At 69.3% G+C, this 15,240-nt stretch carries 15 protein-coding genes; 10 read left to right on the forward strand and 5 right to left on the reverse strand.

The features are described from left to right. Positions 1-3 precede the first annotated feature (3 nt). Genes AC07YS_RS09615 through AC07YS_RS09625 form a run of 3 tightly spaced genes read right to left on the reverse strand, consistent with a single transcriptional unit; the run spans position 4 to position 3,391 of the window. Complete coding sequence (locus AC07YS_RS09615; protein ID WP_495267818.1) at positions 4-1,188, reverse strand: efflux RND transporter periplasmic adaptor subunit; 1,185 nt, start codon at positions 1,186-1,188, stop codon at positions 4-6. Then, entirely contained in the window at positions 1,185-2,678 is a 1,494-nt protein-coding gene (locus tag AC07YS_RS09620; RefSeq protein ID WP_495267819.1) for an efflux transporter outer membrane subunit, read from the reverse strand. Before AC07YS_RS09620 ends, AC07YS_RS09615 begins: the two co-directional genes overlap by 4 nt. After that, complete coding sequence (locus tag AC07YS_RS09625; RefSeq protein ID WP_492742167.1) at positions 2,675-3,391, reverse strand: TetR/AcrR family transcriptional regulator; 717 nt, start codon at positions 3,389-3,391, stop codon at positions 2,675-2,677. The genes AC07YS_RS09620 and AC07YS_RS09625 overlap by 4 nt, the downstream gene beginning before the upstream one ends. 128 nt (positions 3,392-3,519) lie before the next feature. Here AC07YS_RS09625 and AC07YS_RS09630 point away from each other — a divergent pair, with 128 nt between their 5' ends. The 10 genes from AC07YS_RS09630 (at position 3,520) to AC07YS_RS09675 (ending at position 13,349) form a co-directional block, all read left to right on the forward strand. Further along, positions 3,520-5,061, forward strand: a complete 1,542-nt coding sequence (locus tag AC07YS_RS09630) for a sigma-54 interaction domain-containing protein (protein WP_495267820.1) — start codon at positions 3,520-3,522, stop codon at positions 5,059-5,061. Further along, entirely contained in the window at positions 5,058-5,324 is a 267-nt protein-coding gene (locus tag AC07YS_RS09635; protein ID WP_070060447.1) for a hypothetical protein, read from the forward strand. The genes AC07YS_RS09630 and AC07YS_RS09635 overlap by 4 nt, the downstream gene beginning before the upstream one ends. Positions 5,325-5,480: 156 nt before the next feature. After that, positions 5,481-6,668 carry a substrate-binding domain-containing protein gene (locus AC07YS_RS09640; RefSeq protein ID WP_492695916.1) on the forward strand — a complete coding sequence of 396 codons (1,188 nt, stop codon included), beginning with the start codon at positions 5,481-5,483 and terminating at the stop codon, positions 6,666-6,668. A gap of 175 nt (positions 6,669-6,843) precedes the next feature. Further along, entirely contained in the window at positions 6,844-8,298 is a 1,455-nt protein-coding gene (locus tag AC07YS_RS09645) for an extracellular catalytic domain type 2 short-chain-length polyhydroxyalkanoate depolymerase (protein ID WP_495267821.1), read from the forward strand. Between the two features lie 48 nt (positions 8,299-8,346). After that, complete coding sequence (locus tag AC07YS_RS09650) at positions 8,347-9,111, forward strand: ABC transporter ATP-binding protein (protein WP_495267822.1); 765 nt, start codon at positions 8,347-8,349, stop codon at positions 9,109-9,111. After that, complete coding sequence (locus tag AC07YS_RS09655) at positions 9,108-9,836, forward strand: ABC transporter ATP-binding protein (protein ID WP_062475883.1); 729 nt, start codon at positions 9,108-9,110, stop codon at positions 9,834-9,836. Before AC07YS_RS09650 ends, AC07YS_RS09655 begins: the two co-directional genes overlap by 4 nt. After that, positions 9,833-10,813, forward strand: a complete 981-nt coding sequence (locus AC07YS_RS09660) for a branched-chain amino acid ABC transporter permease (protein WP_070060451.1) — start codon at positions 9,833-9,835, stop codon at positions 10,811-10,813. Before AC07YS_RS09655 ends, AC07YS_RS09660 begins: the two co-directional genes overlap by 4 nt. A 13-nt stretch (positions 10,814-10,826) precedes the next feature. Further along, the gene (locus tag AC07YS_RS09665) at positions 10,827-11,894 is read left to right on the forward strand and encodes a branched-chain amino acid ABC transporter permease (RefSeq protein WP_062475876.1); all 1,068 of its coding nucleotides are present in this window, start codon (positions 10,827-10,829) and stop codon (positions 11,892-11,894) included. Between the two features lie 23 nt (positions 11,895-11,917). Beyond that, entirely contained in the window at positions 11,918-12,790 is an 873-nt protein-coding gene (locus AC07YS_RS09670) for an alpha/beta fold hydrolase (RefSeq protein ID WP_495267850.1), read from the forward strand. A 52-nt stretch (positions 12,791-12,842) separates the two neighbouring features. Next, positions 12,843-13,349, forward strand: coding sequence for a DUF1993 domain-containing protein (locus AC07YS_RS09675; protein WP_495267823.1), 507 nt, complete (start codon positions 12,843-12,845; stop codon positions 13,347-13,349). 6 nt (positions 13,350-13,355) lie between these two features. Here AC07YS_RS09675 and AC07YS_RS09680 read toward each other — a convergent pair whose 3' ends face one another. Continuing rightward, positions 13,356-14,207 carry a class I SAM-dependent methyltransferase gene (locus AC07YS_RS09680; protein WP_495267824.1) on the reverse strand — a complete coding sequence of 284 codons (852 nt, stop codon included), beginning with the start codon at positions 14,205-14,207 and terminating at the stop codon, positions 13,356-13,358. Next, positions 14,204-15,235, reverse strand: coding sequence for a ferrochelatase (hemH, locus tag AC07YS_RS09685; protein WP_495267825.1), 1,032 nt, complete (start codon positions 15,233-15,235; stop codon positions 14,204-14,206). Before hemH ends, AC07YS_RS09680 begins: the two co-directional genes overlap by 4 nt. Between the last annotated feature and the right edge of the window lie 5 nt (positions 15,236-15,240).

A 15,240-nucleotide genomic window follows, 5' to 3' on the forward strand; every position in this document is an offset into this window, starting at 1 on the left:
GGCTTACTTGGGCGAAGGCGCGGAGGCCCCCGCCTTCGCCGGGGTGGCGGCCGCGGCGGCCGCGGGCGTGGCGTCCACCACGCGCACCAGGTCGCCATCGTTGAGGAAGCCCGCGCCCTGCACCACGATCTGCACGCCCTCGGGCAGTGCGCTGGTGATTTCGACGCGGTCCTTCAGGCGGCGGCCGGTCTGCACCTTGAGCTGCGCCACGCGGCCGTCGGGCAGCAGCGTGAAGACGTTGTTGAAGCCGTCGCGCGGCACGATCGCGCTTTGCGGCACGGTCGGCGCGGAACTGCGGCCGAGTTCGAAGTCGCCGCGCGCGAACATGCCGGCCTTCACGCCGGTGTTCTGCTGCACGTTGGGCAGGTCGACGTAGACCAGCGCCGCGCGCGTCTGCGGATCGACCGTGGGCGCGATGCTGCGCACCGTGCCCTTCACCTGCGCGCCGCTGGCGCTGACCACGAAGGCCGGCGTGCCCACGGCGACGCGGCCCAGCTCGGCCGAGGTGACTTCGGCGCGCCACTCGAGTCGGCCCTGGCGGATCAGCCGGAACAGCTCGGTGCCGGCGCCCACCACGCTGCCCACCGTGGCGGTGCGCGCGGAGATCACGCCGTCGTCCGGTGCCAGCACCTGTGTGTTGCGACCGCGCACCTGCTGCGCGGCCAGCACGGCCTCGGCCGCCTCGGCGCGCGCCTTGGCGGTCTGCTCGGTGGTCTGGTACTGGTTGATCTGCTGCTGGCTCAGCGCGCCCGTGGCCTGCAGCGTGCGGGCGCGCGCGGCGTTGCCGGCGGCGTCGGCCGCCGAGGCGCGGGCCTCGGCCAGCGAGGCGCGCGCCTGCGCGATGTCGGCCTGCACCGTCTCGGGCGAGAACACCGCGAGCACCTGGCCCTTCTTCACGGTGTCGCCCACGTTGACGCGCACCTCGGCCAGCTTCAGGCCGTTCGATTCGGAGCCGATCACGGCCTCCTGCCAGGCCGCCACGTTGCCGTTGGCGGCCAGCGTGACCGTCAGCTCGGTGGCTTCGGGTTTGGCGACCGAGACGGTCAGCGCGGGGCGCTGGGCGGGCCCTTTTGCCGCAGGCGCGGCCTTGTCGTCGGCCGGCTTGCGGGTGAGCCACAGGCCTGCGGCAACGACGACGATCAGCGCCAGCAGCGCGATGAGAAGGGTGGAACGCTTCATTGTTTTCATGGCGACGTCGCGACCTTGGCGGCCGGGGTGGTGGTCATAGAGGACGATGCTTCGGCGGGGCGGCTCCAGCCGCCGCCCATCGAGCGGTACAGCGAAACCCAGGCTTCGGTGCTCTCGCGCTGCAGCGAGACGCGCGCGGTCTGCGCGGCGAACAGCGTGCGCCGCGAGTCCTCGAGCTCGAACAGGCTGGCCAGGCCGCTGCTGTAGCGGGCCTGGGTGGCGTCGAACGAGGCCTGGTAGTTCTTCACCGCGCTGTCGGCGTCGGTGCTGCGCGCGGTGGTGGCGTCGAGGTTCACCAGCGCTTCCTCGACCTCGCGCACCGCCTGGCGCACGTTGGCGCGGTAGAGCGACACGGCCTCGGCGTAGCGCGCCTTGGCGGCCTCGGTGTTGGCTGCGCGCGCACCGCCGTCGAGCAGCGGCACGGTGAGCGACAGCGGCCCGACCGTCCAGGTGTCGAGCGATTCGCGAAAGCCGCTGGTGCGGATCTGCATGCGGCCGATCGAGCCCGAGAGCGTGAGCTTGGGGTAGCGCTCGGCCTCGGCCGAGCCCACCTCGGCGCTGGCCGCGGCCACGCCCAGTTCGGCCGCGTACACGTCGGGCCGCTGCGAAAGCGCCTGCGCCGGCACGCTGGCGATGGCGCCGACCACCGGCAGCGCGCGCTGAGTGGGCGAGGCCGCGAGCTTCTGCGCCAGCGTGGGCTCGTCGAGCCCGCTGAGCGCCACCAGCGCCTTGCGCTGCACGGCGCACAGGGCGCGCTGTTGCGTGAGGCGGCCCGAGGCGTCGGAGGCGCGGGCGCGCGCCCGCGCGGCGTCGGCCGGCGCGGTGAAGCCGGCGCGCGCCGACAGGTCGGTGAGCCGCGCCGTTTCGCCGCGCGACTTGGCATCCGACTCGGACACGTTCAGCTGCTGCTGGCAGGCGCGTTCGGCGAAATAGGCGTTGGCCGTTTCGGCCGCCACGGCGACGCGGGCGTCGTGCCACTTGGCGGTGGCGCTGTCCAGCTTCTGCTGGGCCGCGTCGCGGTCGGCGCGCAGGCGGCCGAACAGGTCGATCTCCCACTTCGACTGCAGGCCGGCCTGCAGCGTGGTGACCGGCGCGGTGGAGGCGCTGCTGCTGCTGCTCGAAGAACCGCCCGCGCCGAACGACGAGCCCGAGACGCCGCGGCTGGCCGACGCCGTGCCGTCCAGGCTGGGCAGCAGCGCCGCGCCGGCCTGCACGCGCGTGGAACGCGCCTCGGCCACGCGTGCCGCGGCGCTCGCGAGGTTGGGGCTGGCGGTTTCGGCGGCGGCGATCAGCTCGACCAGCAGCGGATCGTCGAGCTGGCGCCACCACTCGGCCAGCGCGGCCAGCGAGCCGCCGTGGGGCAGGGGCGCGTGCCATTGCGCGGGGAAGGGCGCCTGCACCGAGGCGGGCGGGCGCGTCAGGCCGCAGCCGGCAAGGCCGAGGCCCAGCGGCAGGCTCAGAACAAGGGCAATCCGTCGGAGTCGTCTCATGGCTTCTTTCTCTGCTCGGCGGCCACCTGGCGGCGGCGTGCGGTTTCGGCCTGGACCAGCGCCATCGCGTAGCCCGTGAGCCGGTCGGCCCAGGTGTCGATGGCGCGCGGCGTGCGCAGCAGCGACGGGCGCAGGGCCTCGATGAAATCCTGGCTCACGTACAGCTGCATCGACAGCCCGGTGATCGCGAAGGTCAGGCGGTGGATGTCGTCGTCGGCGCGCTCCACCTGCAGGTGGCGGCACAGCAGCTCGACGATGGCGCGGTGCGGGCCCTTGATGTCGCGCTCCAGTTCCTTGGCCCACTGGCTGGTGGGTTCCAGCATCTCGCGCATGTGCAGCTGGATGCACTGGCGCACGATCTCGCCCTGCTTGAGCGGATCGATCATGGCCGCCATGCAGATGCGCAGCGTGTCCTCGAGCGACTGGCCGGGCACGTTGCAGGCGGCCACCAGGTCGTTCGAATCGCTGCCCATCGGCTCGTTGAAGGTGGCGGAGTACAGCCCCTCCTTGTCGCCGAAGTAGTAGCTTATGGCCGAGACGTTCACGCCGGCTTCGCGCGCGATCTCGCGGATCGAGGTCTTGGCGAAACCGTTCTGGGCGAACAGCCGCAGCGCGGTGTGCAGCAGGCGGTGGCGCGCCTCGGCGCCGTCGCTGCGGGGGGCGCGGCGCGGCGAGGGCACGGGCGTTGGCGTGAGGGGATCCCTGGCGTTCATCGGCGCGATTAGAGCATGATTGAAATCAAACGATTGATTTACTTAAGGCTTGCTGAAGGCTTTTGTTTTTGGTTGCATGTGGGCCTGCGCGCGGCAGGGGCGGGGGCCGCACACAGTACGATCCGCGCATGTCCGTCGCTCCCTCCGCCGCCGCACCGCCGCCCGTCTTGCCCCTGGACGCCGAAGGCATCCTCGCGCTCGCCGCGCGCTCGATGTTTCATCTGTTTTCGAGCATCAGCCAGGGCATGTTCCTGGTCGACCGCAGCGGGCGCATCGTCTGGGTGAACGAGGGCTACCGGCGCTTCCTGCCGGCGCTGGGCTTTTCGTCCATCGACGAGTTCATGGGCCACATGGTCGAGGACGTGATCCCCAACACCATGATGCGCCGCGTGCTCGAAACCGGCGAACCGATCCTCATCGACCTGCTGACCAACAAGGCCGGCACCTTCGTCGTGAGCCGCATCCCGCTGCGCGAGGAGCGCGAAGACGGGGAGGGCCTGGGCAAGGTCATCGGTGCCATCGGCATCGTGCTGTTCGACCAGCCCGAGACCACGCTGCAGCCGCTCATCAGCAAGTTCGCGCTGCTGCAGCGCGACCTCGACGACGCGCGCCGCGAGCTGGCCAGTCAGCGCAACAACCCGCTGTACCAGCACGCGCCCGACGGCCAGCGCCGTTCCAAGTACACCTTCGCGAGCTTCATCGGCAGCAGCCCGGCGGCCGTGGAGGTGAAGCGCCACGCGCGCCGCGCCGCGCAGTCCACCAGCCCGGTGCTGTTGCTGGGCGAGACGGGCACCGGCAAGGAGCTGCTGGCGCATGCGATCCACGCGTCGTCCACGCGCGCCAAGGGCCAGTTCGTCAGCGTCAACATCGCGGCCGTGCCCGACACGCTGCTCGAGGCCGAATTCTTCGGTTTCGCCCCCGGCGCCTTCACCGGCGCCGACAAGCGCGGGCGCGAAGGCAAGTTCAAGCTGGCCGACGGCGGCAGCCTGTTCCTCGACGAAATCGGCGACATGCCGCTGGGCCTGCAGGCCAAGCTGCTGCGCGCATTGCAGGAAGGCGAGATCGAACCGCTGGGCTCCAACAAGCTGATTCCCTTCGACGCCCGCGTGATCGCCGCCACCTCGCGCGACCTGCCCGAGCTGGTGCGACGCGGCCTGTTCCGCGAAGACCTGTACTACCGCCTCAACGTGCTGCCGCTGCGCGTGCCGCCGCTGCGCGAGCGGCGCAGCGACATCCCGGCGCTGGTCGAGGCGCTGGGCGAGGACATGGCGCTGCGCAGCGGCGAGGCGCCGCCCGAGCTCACGCCCGACGCGCTTGCGCTCCTGGCCGGCCAGCACTGGCGCGGCAACATCCGCGAGCTGCGCAACGTGCTGGAGCAGGTGACGATGCGCAGCGACTCGCAGCGCATCGACGCGGCGCAGCTCGAGCGCATCCTGCGCGAGGCGGGGCTGGAGCAGATCGAGGCGCCCGACACCTCGCACAGCCTGCGCGACGTCGACCAGGAAGCCGCGTTGCTGCGCCCGCTGTCGCAGCAGGTGGCCGAGCTGGAACGCAAGGCGATCGCCGCCGCGCTCGAAAGCACCGGCGGCAACAAGCTTGCGACCTCGCGGCTGCTGGGCATTTCGCGCGCCACGCTGTACGAGCGCATGACGGGGATGGGCCTGTCATGAGCGTGAAGGCGCTGCGTTCCACCTTCGGCCCGAACTGCCATTGGTGCGGGCTGCCGATGGACTTCGACGAGCCGCATGGCCGCCCCGAGTCGGCCACCATCGAACACCTGCTCGACGCCACGCTGGGCGGCGTGCGCCAGCAGAAGCACCGGCGCCTCGCGCACGCGGTGTGCAACCACACGCGCAACGAGCTGCGGATGCGGGCCGAGCGCGAGTTCGAAAGCTGGCTCGCAGCGCGCCGCGACTCTGCTGGGAAACCCTGACTGATCAGTAGACAGTTGTCTGAAATAAAGACAACGCGAATGCACTGAAATCAGGCGAAACCGGTTGCGCCCGAATGAGGAAGCCTTTGTTATCAATGGCTTAGGCGGGTGGCACGAACTGTGCAATATTCAGTCACCTTTATCAGGAGACAAGACATGCACCGTCGCCACCTCATCGCCCTGGCCGCCCTGGGCGCCACCGCCGCCACCATGCCCGCCTGGGCCCAATCGAACGAGATCCGCATCGCCCACGTCTACAGCAAGACCGGCGCGCTGGAGGCCTACGGCAAGCAGACGCAGACCGGCCTGATGATGGGCCTGAACTACGCCACCGGCGGCACGATGATGGTCAACGGCAAGAAGCTGGTGGTCATCGAGAAGGACGACCAGGGCAAGCCCGACCTGGGCAAGTCGCTGCTGGCCGCCGCGTACTCCGACGACAAGGCCGCGCTCGCGGTCGGCCCGACCGCTTCGGGCGTGGCACTGGCCATGCTGCCGGTGGCCGAGGAGTACAAGAAGATCCTGATCGTCGAGCCCGCCGTGGCCGACTCGATCACCGGCGACAAGTGGAACAAGTACATCTTCCGCACCGGCCGCAACTCGAGCCAGGACGCCATCTCCAACGCCGTGGCCATCGACAAGGCCGGCGTCACCGTCGCCACGCTGGCACAGGACAACGCCTTCGGCCGCGACGGCGTGAAGGCCTTCGGCGCCGCGCTGAAGAAAGCCAAGCTCGCGCACGAGGAATACCTGCCGCCCGCCACCACCGACTTCACGGCCGGCGCGCAGCGCCTGATCGACAAGCTCAAGGACCAGCCGGGCCGCAAGATCATCTGGATCGTCTGGGCCGGTGCGGGCAACCCGTTCAAGATCGTCGACCTCGACCTGAAGCGCTACGGCATCGAGATCGCCACCGGCGGCAACATCCTGCCGGCCATGGCGGCCTACAAGTCGCTGCCGGGCATGGAAGGCGCGGCCTACTACTACTTCGGCATCCCGAAGAACCCGGTGAACGAGGCCATGGTCGCGGCCCACTACAAGGAATTCAAGACGCCGCCGGACTTCTTCACGGCCGGCGGCTTCTCGGCCGCGATGGCGGTGGTGACGGCGCTGAAGAAGACCAACGGCGACACCAACACCAACAAGCTCATCAGCACCATGGAAGGCATGAGCTTCGACACGCCCAAGGGCAAGATGACCTTCCGCAAGGAAGACCACCAGGCGATGCAGTCGATGTACCACTTCAAGATCAAGGCCGACCCTGCGTTCGCGTGGGGCGTGCCGGAGCTGGTGCACGAAATCAAGCCCGAAGAGATGGACATCCCGATCAAGAACAAGCGCTGAACACGGCGCTGATCGTTCCCTGAACCCGCGGCGCGCATGCAGGCGCCGCCCCCTTTTCGCCCCGGATGGCCGCCGGGCGAAGCGCCAGCCTGCGTCCGCGCACGGCGGCGCGCTCCACGGTCGATTCGTCAGTCTGCAAGCAAGCGTTCGATACACAAACCAATAGGAGACAGCGATGCCAGCGATGCGATGGAACAACTGGAAGGGGTTTGCCGCAGCAGCGGTGATCACGGCGGCGGTGCAGGCCGCCACGGCGGCCGTGCCGCTGCCGGCACTGGGCGCCAACCCGGCGGAGGTGAGCGTGTCCGGCCTGTCGGCCGGCGGCTTCATGGCGGTGCAGCTGCACGTGGCCTACTCGGCCACCTTCAAGCGCGGCGCGGGCGTGGTCGCCGGCGGTCCGTACTACTGCGCCGAAGGCTCGGTGGTCAATGCCACCGGGCGCTGCATGACGCACAGCACCAGCATCCCGGTCTCCACGCTCGTGAGCACCACCAACAGCTGGGCCGCCAGCGGTGCGATCGACCCGGTGTCGAACCTCACGAACTCCAAGGTCTACCTGTTCTCGGGCACCTCCGACAACACCGTCAAGCAGCCGGTGATGGACGACCTGAAGACGTACTACCAGAGCTTCGTGCCGGCCGCCAACACGGTCTACAAGAACAACCTCGGCGCGGGCCACGCGATGGTCACCGACGACTACGGTGGCGCCTGCAGCACCACGGCCGCGCCGTACATCAACAACTGCGGTTTCGACCTCGCGGGCGAGATCCTCACGCAGCTGTACGGTCCGCTGAACCCGCGCAACAACGGCGCGCTGGGCGGCACCTTCACCGAGTTCAACCAGTCGGAGTTCGTCTCCGGCCACGGCGTGGCCGCCACCGGCTGGCTCTACGTGCCGCAGGCCTGCACCACCACCTCGTGCCGCGTGCACCTGGTGCTGCACGGCTGCAAGCAGAACTACACCGACGTGAGCGACCAGTACGTCAAGAAGACGGGCTACAACCGCTGGGCCGACACCAACAACATCATCCTGATCTACCCGCAGACCAGCACCGCGGCCACCAACAGCTGCTGGGACTGGTGGGGCTACGACAGCGCCAACTACGCCAAGAAGTCGGGCCCGCAGATGGCCGCCATGAAGGCCATGATCGACCGCGTCACCGGCTCGGCCGGCGGCGGCGGGCTGCCGGCGCCCACCGGCGTGGGCACCTCGGGCGCGACCAGCAGCAGCATGGTGATCGGTTGGGCCGGCGTCTCGGGCGCTTCGGGCTACAACGTGTACCGCGGCGGCAGCAAGGTCAACGCCTCGCCGGTGGCCGGCACCAGCTACACCGACACCGGCCTGGCCGCGTCGACCACCTACAGCTGGACCGTGGCCGCGCTGAACGCGAGCAACGTCGAGGGCGCGATGTCGGCGGCCGCCACGGGCGCGACCACGGCGGGCCCGGGCGGCGGGGGCACGTGCTACACCGCGAGCAACTACACCCACACCATCGCCGGACGCGCCTATGCGCTGTGGGGGCTGACCTATGCCAACGGCTCGGGCCAGTCGATGGGCCTGTGGAACATCTACGCCATGACCACGCTGAAGCAGACGGGCACCAACTACTACGTGATCGGCACCTGTTGAGGCCGTTCACCCTGCACTGATTTTTCGATTCGCAAGGACCTTTTCACAATGCTTGAGACCCGGGATCTGACCATCCGCTTCGGAGGGCACGTGGCCGTCAACAGCGTGAGCTGCGCATTCGCGCCAGGCACGCTGACGGCCATCGTCGGCCCCAACGGCGCGGGCAAGACCACTTACTTCAACCTGATCTCCGGGCAGCTCAAGGCCTCGGCCGGCACGGTGTCGCTCGACGGGCAACCGTTGTCGCACCTGTCGCCGTCGGCACGCACGCACGCCGGGCTGGGGCGCGCGTTCCAGCTCACCAACCTGTTCCCGAACCTCACGGTGCTGGAGAACGTGCGGCTCGCGGTGCAGGCCACGCGCGCCGGCGCCCACCGCCACGGGCTCAACCTGTGGAGCATCTGGAGCGACCACAGGGCGCTGACCGAGCGCGCCGAGCAGATCCTGGCCGACGTGGCGCTCGAGCCGCGCGCGCACGCCACGGTGGCCAGCCTGCCGCACGGCGACCAGCGCAAGCTCGAGGTGGCGCTGCTGATGGCGCTCGAACCCAAGGTCTTCATGTTCGACGAGCCCACGGCCGGCATGCATGCGGCCGAGGCGCCCGTCATCCTCGACCTGATCCGCAAGCTCAAGCAGGACAAGACCAAGACCATCCTGCTGGTCGAACACAAGATGGACGTGGTGCGCGAGCTCGCGGACCGCATCATCGTGCTGCACAACGGCACGCTCGTGGCAGACGGCGAACCGGCCGAGGTGATCGCCTCGCCGGTGGTGCAGGAGGCCTACCTGGGCATCGCGAAGGAGGCCGCATGAGCACCGACAACCTGCTGACCCTGGAAGGCGTGCAGACGCACATCGGGGCGTACCACATCCTGCACGGCGTCGACCTGGCCGTGCCCAAGGGCCAGCTCACCATGCTGCTGGGCCGCAACGGCGCGGGCAAGACCACCACGCTGCGCACCATCATGGGCCTGTGGCATGCGTCGCAGGGCAGGGTGCAGTTCGCCGGCAAGGACATCACGGCCCTGCACACGCCGCAGATCGCCGAACTCGGCGTGGCCTACGTGCCCGAGAACATGGGCATCTTCTCCGACCTCACGGTGAAGGAGAACATGGTGCTGGCCGCGCGCGGCGCCAAGAACGCCGACGCCATCGACGACACGCGCCTGAAGTGGATCTTCAAGCTCTTTCCCGCGGTCGAGAAGTTCTGGAACCACCCGGCCGGCAAGCTGTCGGGCGGACAGAAGCAGATGCTGGCCGTGTCGCGCGCCATCGTCGAGCCGCGCCAGCTGCTCATCATCGACGAGCCCAGCAAGGGCCTGGCGCCCGTGATGATCAACAACATGATCGAGGCCTTCGGCGAGCTCAAACGCAGCGGCGTGACGATCCTGCTGGTCGAACAGAACATCCACTTCGCCCAGCGCCTGGGCGACACCGTCGCGGTGATGGACAACGGCCGCGTGGTGCACAGCGGCTCGATGGCCGCGTTCTCCGCCGATGCGCAACTGCAGCAATCGCTGCTCGGACTCGCCCTATGAAACTCGACTTCGACTGGAAGCCACTGCTTCTTGCCCCCATCCTCGCGCTCGTCGCGTTGCCGCTCACCGGCTCGGTCTCGACCTGGCTCACGCTCACGGTGGCGGGGCTGGCGATGGGCATGATCATCTTCATCATCGCCTCGGGCCTCACGCTGGTGTTCGGCCTGATGGACGTGCTGAACTTCGGCCACGGCGTGTTCATTGCGCTGGGCGCCTTCGTGGCCAGCAGCGTGCTGGGCCTCATGGGCGACTGGACCGGCTCGGGCGAGCTGTGGCGCAACCTCGTGGCCGTGTTCCCGGCCATGCTGGCCGCGATGGCGGTGGCCGGTGCCATCGGCCTGGCCTTCGAGCGCTTCATCGTGCGGCCGGTGTACGGCCAGCACCTGAAGCAGATCCTCATCACGATGGGCGGCATGATCATCGGCGAGGAGCTCATCAAGGTGATCTGGGGCCCGGCGCAGATTCCGCTGCCGCTGCCCGAGGCGCTGCGCGGCTCGCTGCTGGTGGGCGACGCGGCCATCAGCAAGTACCGCCTGCTCGCGGTGGCCGTGGGCGTGGTGGTGTTCGGCGTGCTCGCCTGGACGCTGGGCCGCACCAAGATCGGCCTCTTGATCCGCGCCGGCGTGCAGGACCGCGAGATGGTCGAGTCGCTGGGCTACCGCATCGGGCGCCTGTTTGTCGGCGTGTTCGTGGTGGGCAGCGCGCTGGCCGGCCTGGGCGGCGTGATGTGGGGCCTGTTCCAGCAGAACCTGGTGCCGCAGATGGGCGCGCAGGTCAACGTGCTGATCTTCATCGTGATCATCATCGGCGGGCTGGGCTCGACCGGCGGGGCGCTGCTCGGCGCGCTGCTGGTGGGGCTCATGACGAACTACATCGGCTTCCTGCTGCCCACGCTCACGCAGTTTGCGAGCATCTTCCTCATGGTGGCCGTGCTGCTGTGGCGCCCGCAGGGCGTGTACCCCGTGGCGAACCGTTGAGGAGAAAGCCGTCATGTTCCTGAAACGACTTCTGTCCAACGACATGCCGCGCAGCCGCCTGCTGGCGCTGCTGCTGCTGGCCCTGTTCCTGGCGCTGGCGTTCGCGCCGTTCCTGTTCCCGGGCGTCAAGGCGCTCAGCGTCGCGGCCAAGATCCTGGTGTTCGTGGTGCTGGTCGCCAGCTTCGACCTGCTGCTGGGCTACACCGGCATCGTGAGCTTCGCGCACACGATGTTCTTCGGCATCGGCGCCTACGGCATCGCCATCTCGGCCTCGCGGCTGGGGCCCAACTGGGGCGCGGTGCTGGTGGGGCTGGGCGCGTCGCTCGCGATCTCGCTGGTGCTTTCGCTGGCCATCGGGTTGTTCTCGCTGCGGGTGCGCGCGATCTTCTTCGCGATGATCACGCTGGCCGTGGCCTCGGCGTTCCAGACGCTGGCTTCGCAGCTGTCGGACTTCACCGGCGGCGAAGACGGCCTGACCTTCAAGCTGCCCGAGCTGATCTCGCCGAGCTTCGAGTTCGCCGAAGAGCCGTTCCTCGGTGTCTCGCTCGACGGGCGCCTGCTGTGCTACTACCTGCTCTTCGTGGCGGCGGTGGTGCTGGTGCTGGCGATGCTGCGCATCGTGAACTCTCCCTTCGGCCGCGTGCTGCAGGCCATCCGCGAGAACGAGTTCCGCGCCGAGGCCATCGGCTACCGCGTGGTGGTGTACCGCACCACGGCGGCCGTGCTGTCGGCGCTGTTCGCCACGCTGGCCGGCGCGATGCTGGCCATCTGGCTGCGCTACAACGGACCCGACACCTCGCTGAGCTTCGAGATCATGATCGACGTGCTGCTCATCGTGGTGATCGGCGGCATGGGCACCATCTACGGCGCGGCCATCGGTGCGGTGCTGTTCGTGGTGGCGCAGAGCTACCTGCAGGACCTGCTGCGCCTGGGCAACGAGGCCGCCAGCGGCCTGCCGTGGCTCGCGGCGCTGCTGTCGCCCGACCGCTGGCTGCTGTGGCTGGGCGTGCTGTTCGTGCTGTCGGTGTACTACTTCCCGACCGGCATCGTCGGCAAGCTGCGGGCGAGGGCGGCGAAATGAGCGACGGCAACAACAACAGCACCATGACGCCGACATCGCACTACGCACAACTCGCAGGCCGTGAAATCCACTGGCTCGATTGGGGCCCCGCGAACGCCCCCGTCGTCATCGCCTGGCACGGCCTGGCGCGCACCAGCCGCGACATGGACGAACTGGCGCAGCACTTCGCGGCACGCGGCTTTCGCGTGATCTGTCCCGACACGTTGGGGCGCGGCCTGAGCCAATGGAGCCCGTCGCCCGACGAGGAATACACGCTCGCGTTCTACGCACGGCTGGCCAATGCGCTGTGCGACGAGCTGCGGCTGGGCCGCGTGCACTGGGTGGGCACCTCGATGGGCGGCGCGATCGGCACGGTCTGCGCGTCGGGCCTGTTCGAGCCGCGCATGAAGGCGCGCATCGCCAGCCTCACGCTCAACGACAACGCGCCGCAGCTCGCGCAGGCCGCCATCGAGCGCATCCGCGCCTATGCCGGCGACCCACCGGCCTTCGCCACGGTGGCCGAGCTCGAGGCCTTCTTCCGCACCGTCTACAAGCCCTACGGCTGGCTCAGCGACGCGCAGTGGCGCCGCCTGACTGAAAGCTCCACGCGCCGCCTGGCCGACGGCCGCGTCACGCCGCACTACGACCCGGCGATGGTCAGGCAGTTCAGCGCGCACGACAACGACTACCTGATCTGGCCGCACTACGACGTGATCGAAGCGCCGGTCCTGTGCCTGCGCGGCGCCGAGTCCGACCTGGTGCTGCCCGAGGTGATCGACGAGATGCACCGGCGCGGGCCGGGCGCGGCCGGGCGCCTGCAGGTGATCGAGGTGCCGGGCTGCGGCCATGCGCCTGCGCTCAACGTGCCGGAACAACTGGACCCGATCGAGGGGTTTATCCGCGCGGTCGGTCGTTGAGGGCGCGGCGCGCTCACAATCGCGCCGACTTCAACTCCAAGATCACCTCGCCATGGCCCTCTCGATGTACGACCTGTCCGTGCCGGTTTTCACCCGCGGACTCGGGCAACTCACCCACCTGCTCGACAAGGGCCTCGCGCACGCGAAGGCACAGGGCATCGACCCGGCGACGCTGGTCGAGGCGCGGCTGGCGCCCGACATGCTCACGCTGGCCGGCCAGATCCAGCGCGCGAGCGACGCTTCCAAGCTGGGCACGGCGCGCATCGCGGGCATCACGGCCCCGAGCTTTCCCGACGAAGAGAAGACCTGGGACGACCTGCTGGCGCGCATCGTGAAGACGCAGGATTTCCTGGCGACCGTGGACCGCGCGCTCATCGACGGCCACGAAGAACGCCCCGTGACCATCAAGGCGCGCGAAGGCGAGGCGCACTTCACAGCGCAGCGCTACCTGCTGCAGTTTGCGCTGCCGAATTTCTTCTTCCACGTGACCACCGCCTACGACGTGCTGCGCCACAAGGGCGTGCCCATCGGCAAGCTGGACTACCTCGGCCGCTTCTGAGTTCGCTCAGGCGCGGCGGGCCGCCAGCGCGTACATCAGCGGAATGCGCGGCATGCCTTCGGGCGGGGCCATGCGGCGTCCGCCGAGTTCGCGCATGCCCTCGAAGGGCTTCCAGCCGTTGGTGTACGGGTACTCCTCGAAGCGCTCGATGGCCAGGCCCGCCTGTGCGAGCGCGGTCGTCACCTGGCCGACGCCCCAGGTGAACTCGAAGCTCGGGTGCGGGTTGCGAAAGCCCTGCACGCCGGGCACCGGCCGGTCGTCGGCCACGAGGCCGTCGCCCGATTCGGCCACGTAGTCGCCCACGCCTTCCTCGGGCACGGGCGCGTCGTTGAAGTAGTCGTAGTGGAACTTCCACTGCGGGTCGAACACCAGCGCGAAGGGGTGGAACTCGACGATCACGAAGCGACCGCCGGGCTTGAGCAGCTGCGCCACGCCGCGCGCCCAGGCGCCGATGTCGGACAGCCAGCACAGCGTGCCGTACGAACAGAACACGAGGTCGTGGCGCTCTCCGCGCGCGGCGGCGGCCTCGAAGTAGTCGTAGACGTCCGCGCGCTCGAAGCGCGCCGCAACGCCCGACTCGGCCGAGAGCCGGGTGGCGAAGTCGATGGCTTCGTCGGAGATGTCGACGCCGGTCACGCGGGCGCCGCGGCGCGCGATGCTCAGGCTGTCCTGGCCCGCGTTGCACTGCAGGTGCAGCACCGAGAGGCCGTCCACGTCACCGAGCAGGGCGCTTTCCTCGGGGAACAACGTGGAGCCGCCCGCGCGGAAGAAGGCGGCCTGGTCGCCCTTGTGGCTGTTGTGCGCCACCGTGGCGGCGTTCCACGACTGGCGGTTGGCTTCGTGCAGGTCTTTCTTCATGGCGTGGTCGCGTCGGGTCGGGTGGGCCAGCCCGCCAGGTGGCGTTCGGCGATGCCCGCGAGCGCGGTGATCCACGCCGGGCTGTCGTTGAGGCAGGGGATGTAGCCGAAGCGCTCGCCGCCCGCGTGCAGGAAGGCTTCGCGGCCTTCCATGGCGATCTCTTCGAGCGTCTCGAGGCAGTCGGCCGGAAAGCCCGGGCACACCACGTCGACGTGCTTCACACCGCTGGCGCCGAGTTCGCGCAGGGTCGGCTCGGTGTAGGGCTCCAGCCACTTGGCGCGGCCGAAGCGCGACTGGAAGGTCGTGCGGTACTGCGTGGACGAAAGGCCCAGCCTCGCCGCGAGCAGGCGCGCGGTCTCGAGGCACTGCGACTCGTAGGGATCGCCCAGCGCGATGTTGCGCGCGGGAATGCCGTGGAAGCTCATCACCAGCAGTTCGCCGCGGCCTTCGGTCTTCCAGTGCTTTTCGATGCCTTGCGCGAGCGCCTCGATGTAGGCCGGGTCGTCGTGGTACTGGTTGACAAAGCGGAACTCGGGCATGTGGCGCTGACGGCGGCTCCAGGCGTTCACGGCGTCGATCACGCTGGCCGTGGTGGTGGCCGAGTACTGCGGGTAGGCCTGCAGCACCAGCACGCGCGTGGCGCCCTCGGCCTGCAGTGCGTCGAGCCGCGAGGCGATCGACGGGTTGGCATAGCGCATCGCGTCGCGCACCGTCACGCGGTGGCCGCGTTCGCCGAGCCAGCCGGCGAGCAGGGTGGCCTGCTTCTGCGTCCAGACCTTGAGCGGCGAGCCCTCGGGCAGCCAGATGCTGGCGTACTTCGCGGCCGACTTCGCGGGCCGCGTGCGCAGGATGATGCCGTGCAGGATCAGCGCCCACAGCGCCCTGGGAATCTCGACCACGCGCGGGTCGCCCAGGAAGTCGGCGAGGTAGGGACGCACCGCGGCGGCGGTGGGGGCATCGGGCGAACCCAGGTTGCACCAGAGCACGGCGGTGCGGTCGTTCTTGCGGTCAGCGGGGGCGAGAGGCATGCGAT

Source organism: Variovorax sp. GW458-11-26-14-LB1 (assembly GCF_059423965.1).

Bases quoted from the DNA above. Each gene is read 5' to 3' on its own strand.
- AC07YS_RS09615 (WP_495267818.1), bottom strand. From the start codon at position 1,188: ATGAAAACAATGAAGCGTTCCACCCTTCTCATCGCGCTGCTGGCGCTG.
- AC07YS_RS09620 (WP_495267819.1), bottom strand. From the start codon at position 2,678: ATGAGACGACTCCGACGGATTGCCCTTGTTCTGAGCCTGCCGCTGGGC.
- AC07YS_RS09625 (WP_492742167.1), bottom strand. From the start codon at position 3,391: ATGAACGCCAGGGATCCCCTCACGCCAACGCCCGTGCCCTCGCCGCGC.
- AC07YS_RS09630 (WP_495267820.1), top strand. From the start codon at position 3,520: ATGTCCGTCGCTCCCTCCGCCGCCGCACCGCCGCCCGTCTTGCCCCTG.
- AC07YS_RS09635 (WP_070060447.1), top strand. From the start codon at position 5,058: ATGAGCGTGAAGGCGCTGCGTTCCACCTTCGGCCCGAACTGCCATTGG.
- AC07YS_RS09640 (WP_492695916.1), top strand. From the start codon at position 5,481: ATGCACCGTCGCCACCTCATCGCCCTGGCCGCCCTGGGCGCCACCGCC.
- AC07YS_RS09645 (WP_495267821.1), top strand. From the start codon at position 6,844: ATGCCAGCGATGCGATGGAACAACTGGAAGGGGTTTGCCGCAGCAGCG.
- AC07YS_RS09650 (WP_495267822.1), top strand. From the start codon at position 8,347: ATGCTTGAGACCCGGGATCTGACCATCCGCTTCGGAGGGCACGTGGCC.
- AC07YS_RS09655 (WP_062475883.1), top strand. From the start codon at position 9,108: ATGAGCACCGACAACCTGCTGACCCTGGAAGGCGTGCAGACGCACATC.
- AC07YS_RS09660 (WP_070060451.1), top strand. From the start codon at position 9,833: ATGAAACTCGACTTCGACTGGAAGCCACTGCTTCTTGCCCCCATCCTC.
- AC07YS_RS09665 (WP_062475876.1), top strand. From the start codon at position 10,827: ATGTTCCTGAAACGACTTCTGTCCAACGACATGCCGCGCAGCCGCCTG.
- AC07YS_RS09670 (WP_495267850.1), top strand. From the start codon at position 11,918: ATGACGCCGACATCGCACTACGCACAACTCGCAGGCCGTGAAATCCAC.
- AC07YS_RS09675 (WP_495267823.1), top strand. From the start codon at position 12,843: ATGGCCCTCTCGATGTACGACCTGTCCGTGCCGGTTTTCACCCGCGGA.
- AC07YS_RS09680 (WP_495267824.1), bottom strand. From the start codon at position 14,207: ATGAAGAAAGACCTGCACGAAGCCAACCGCCAGTCGTGGAACGCCGCC.
- hemH (WP_495267825.1), bottom strand. From the start codon at position 15,235: ATGCCTCTCGCCCCCGCTGACCGCAAGAACGACCGCACCGCCGTGCTC.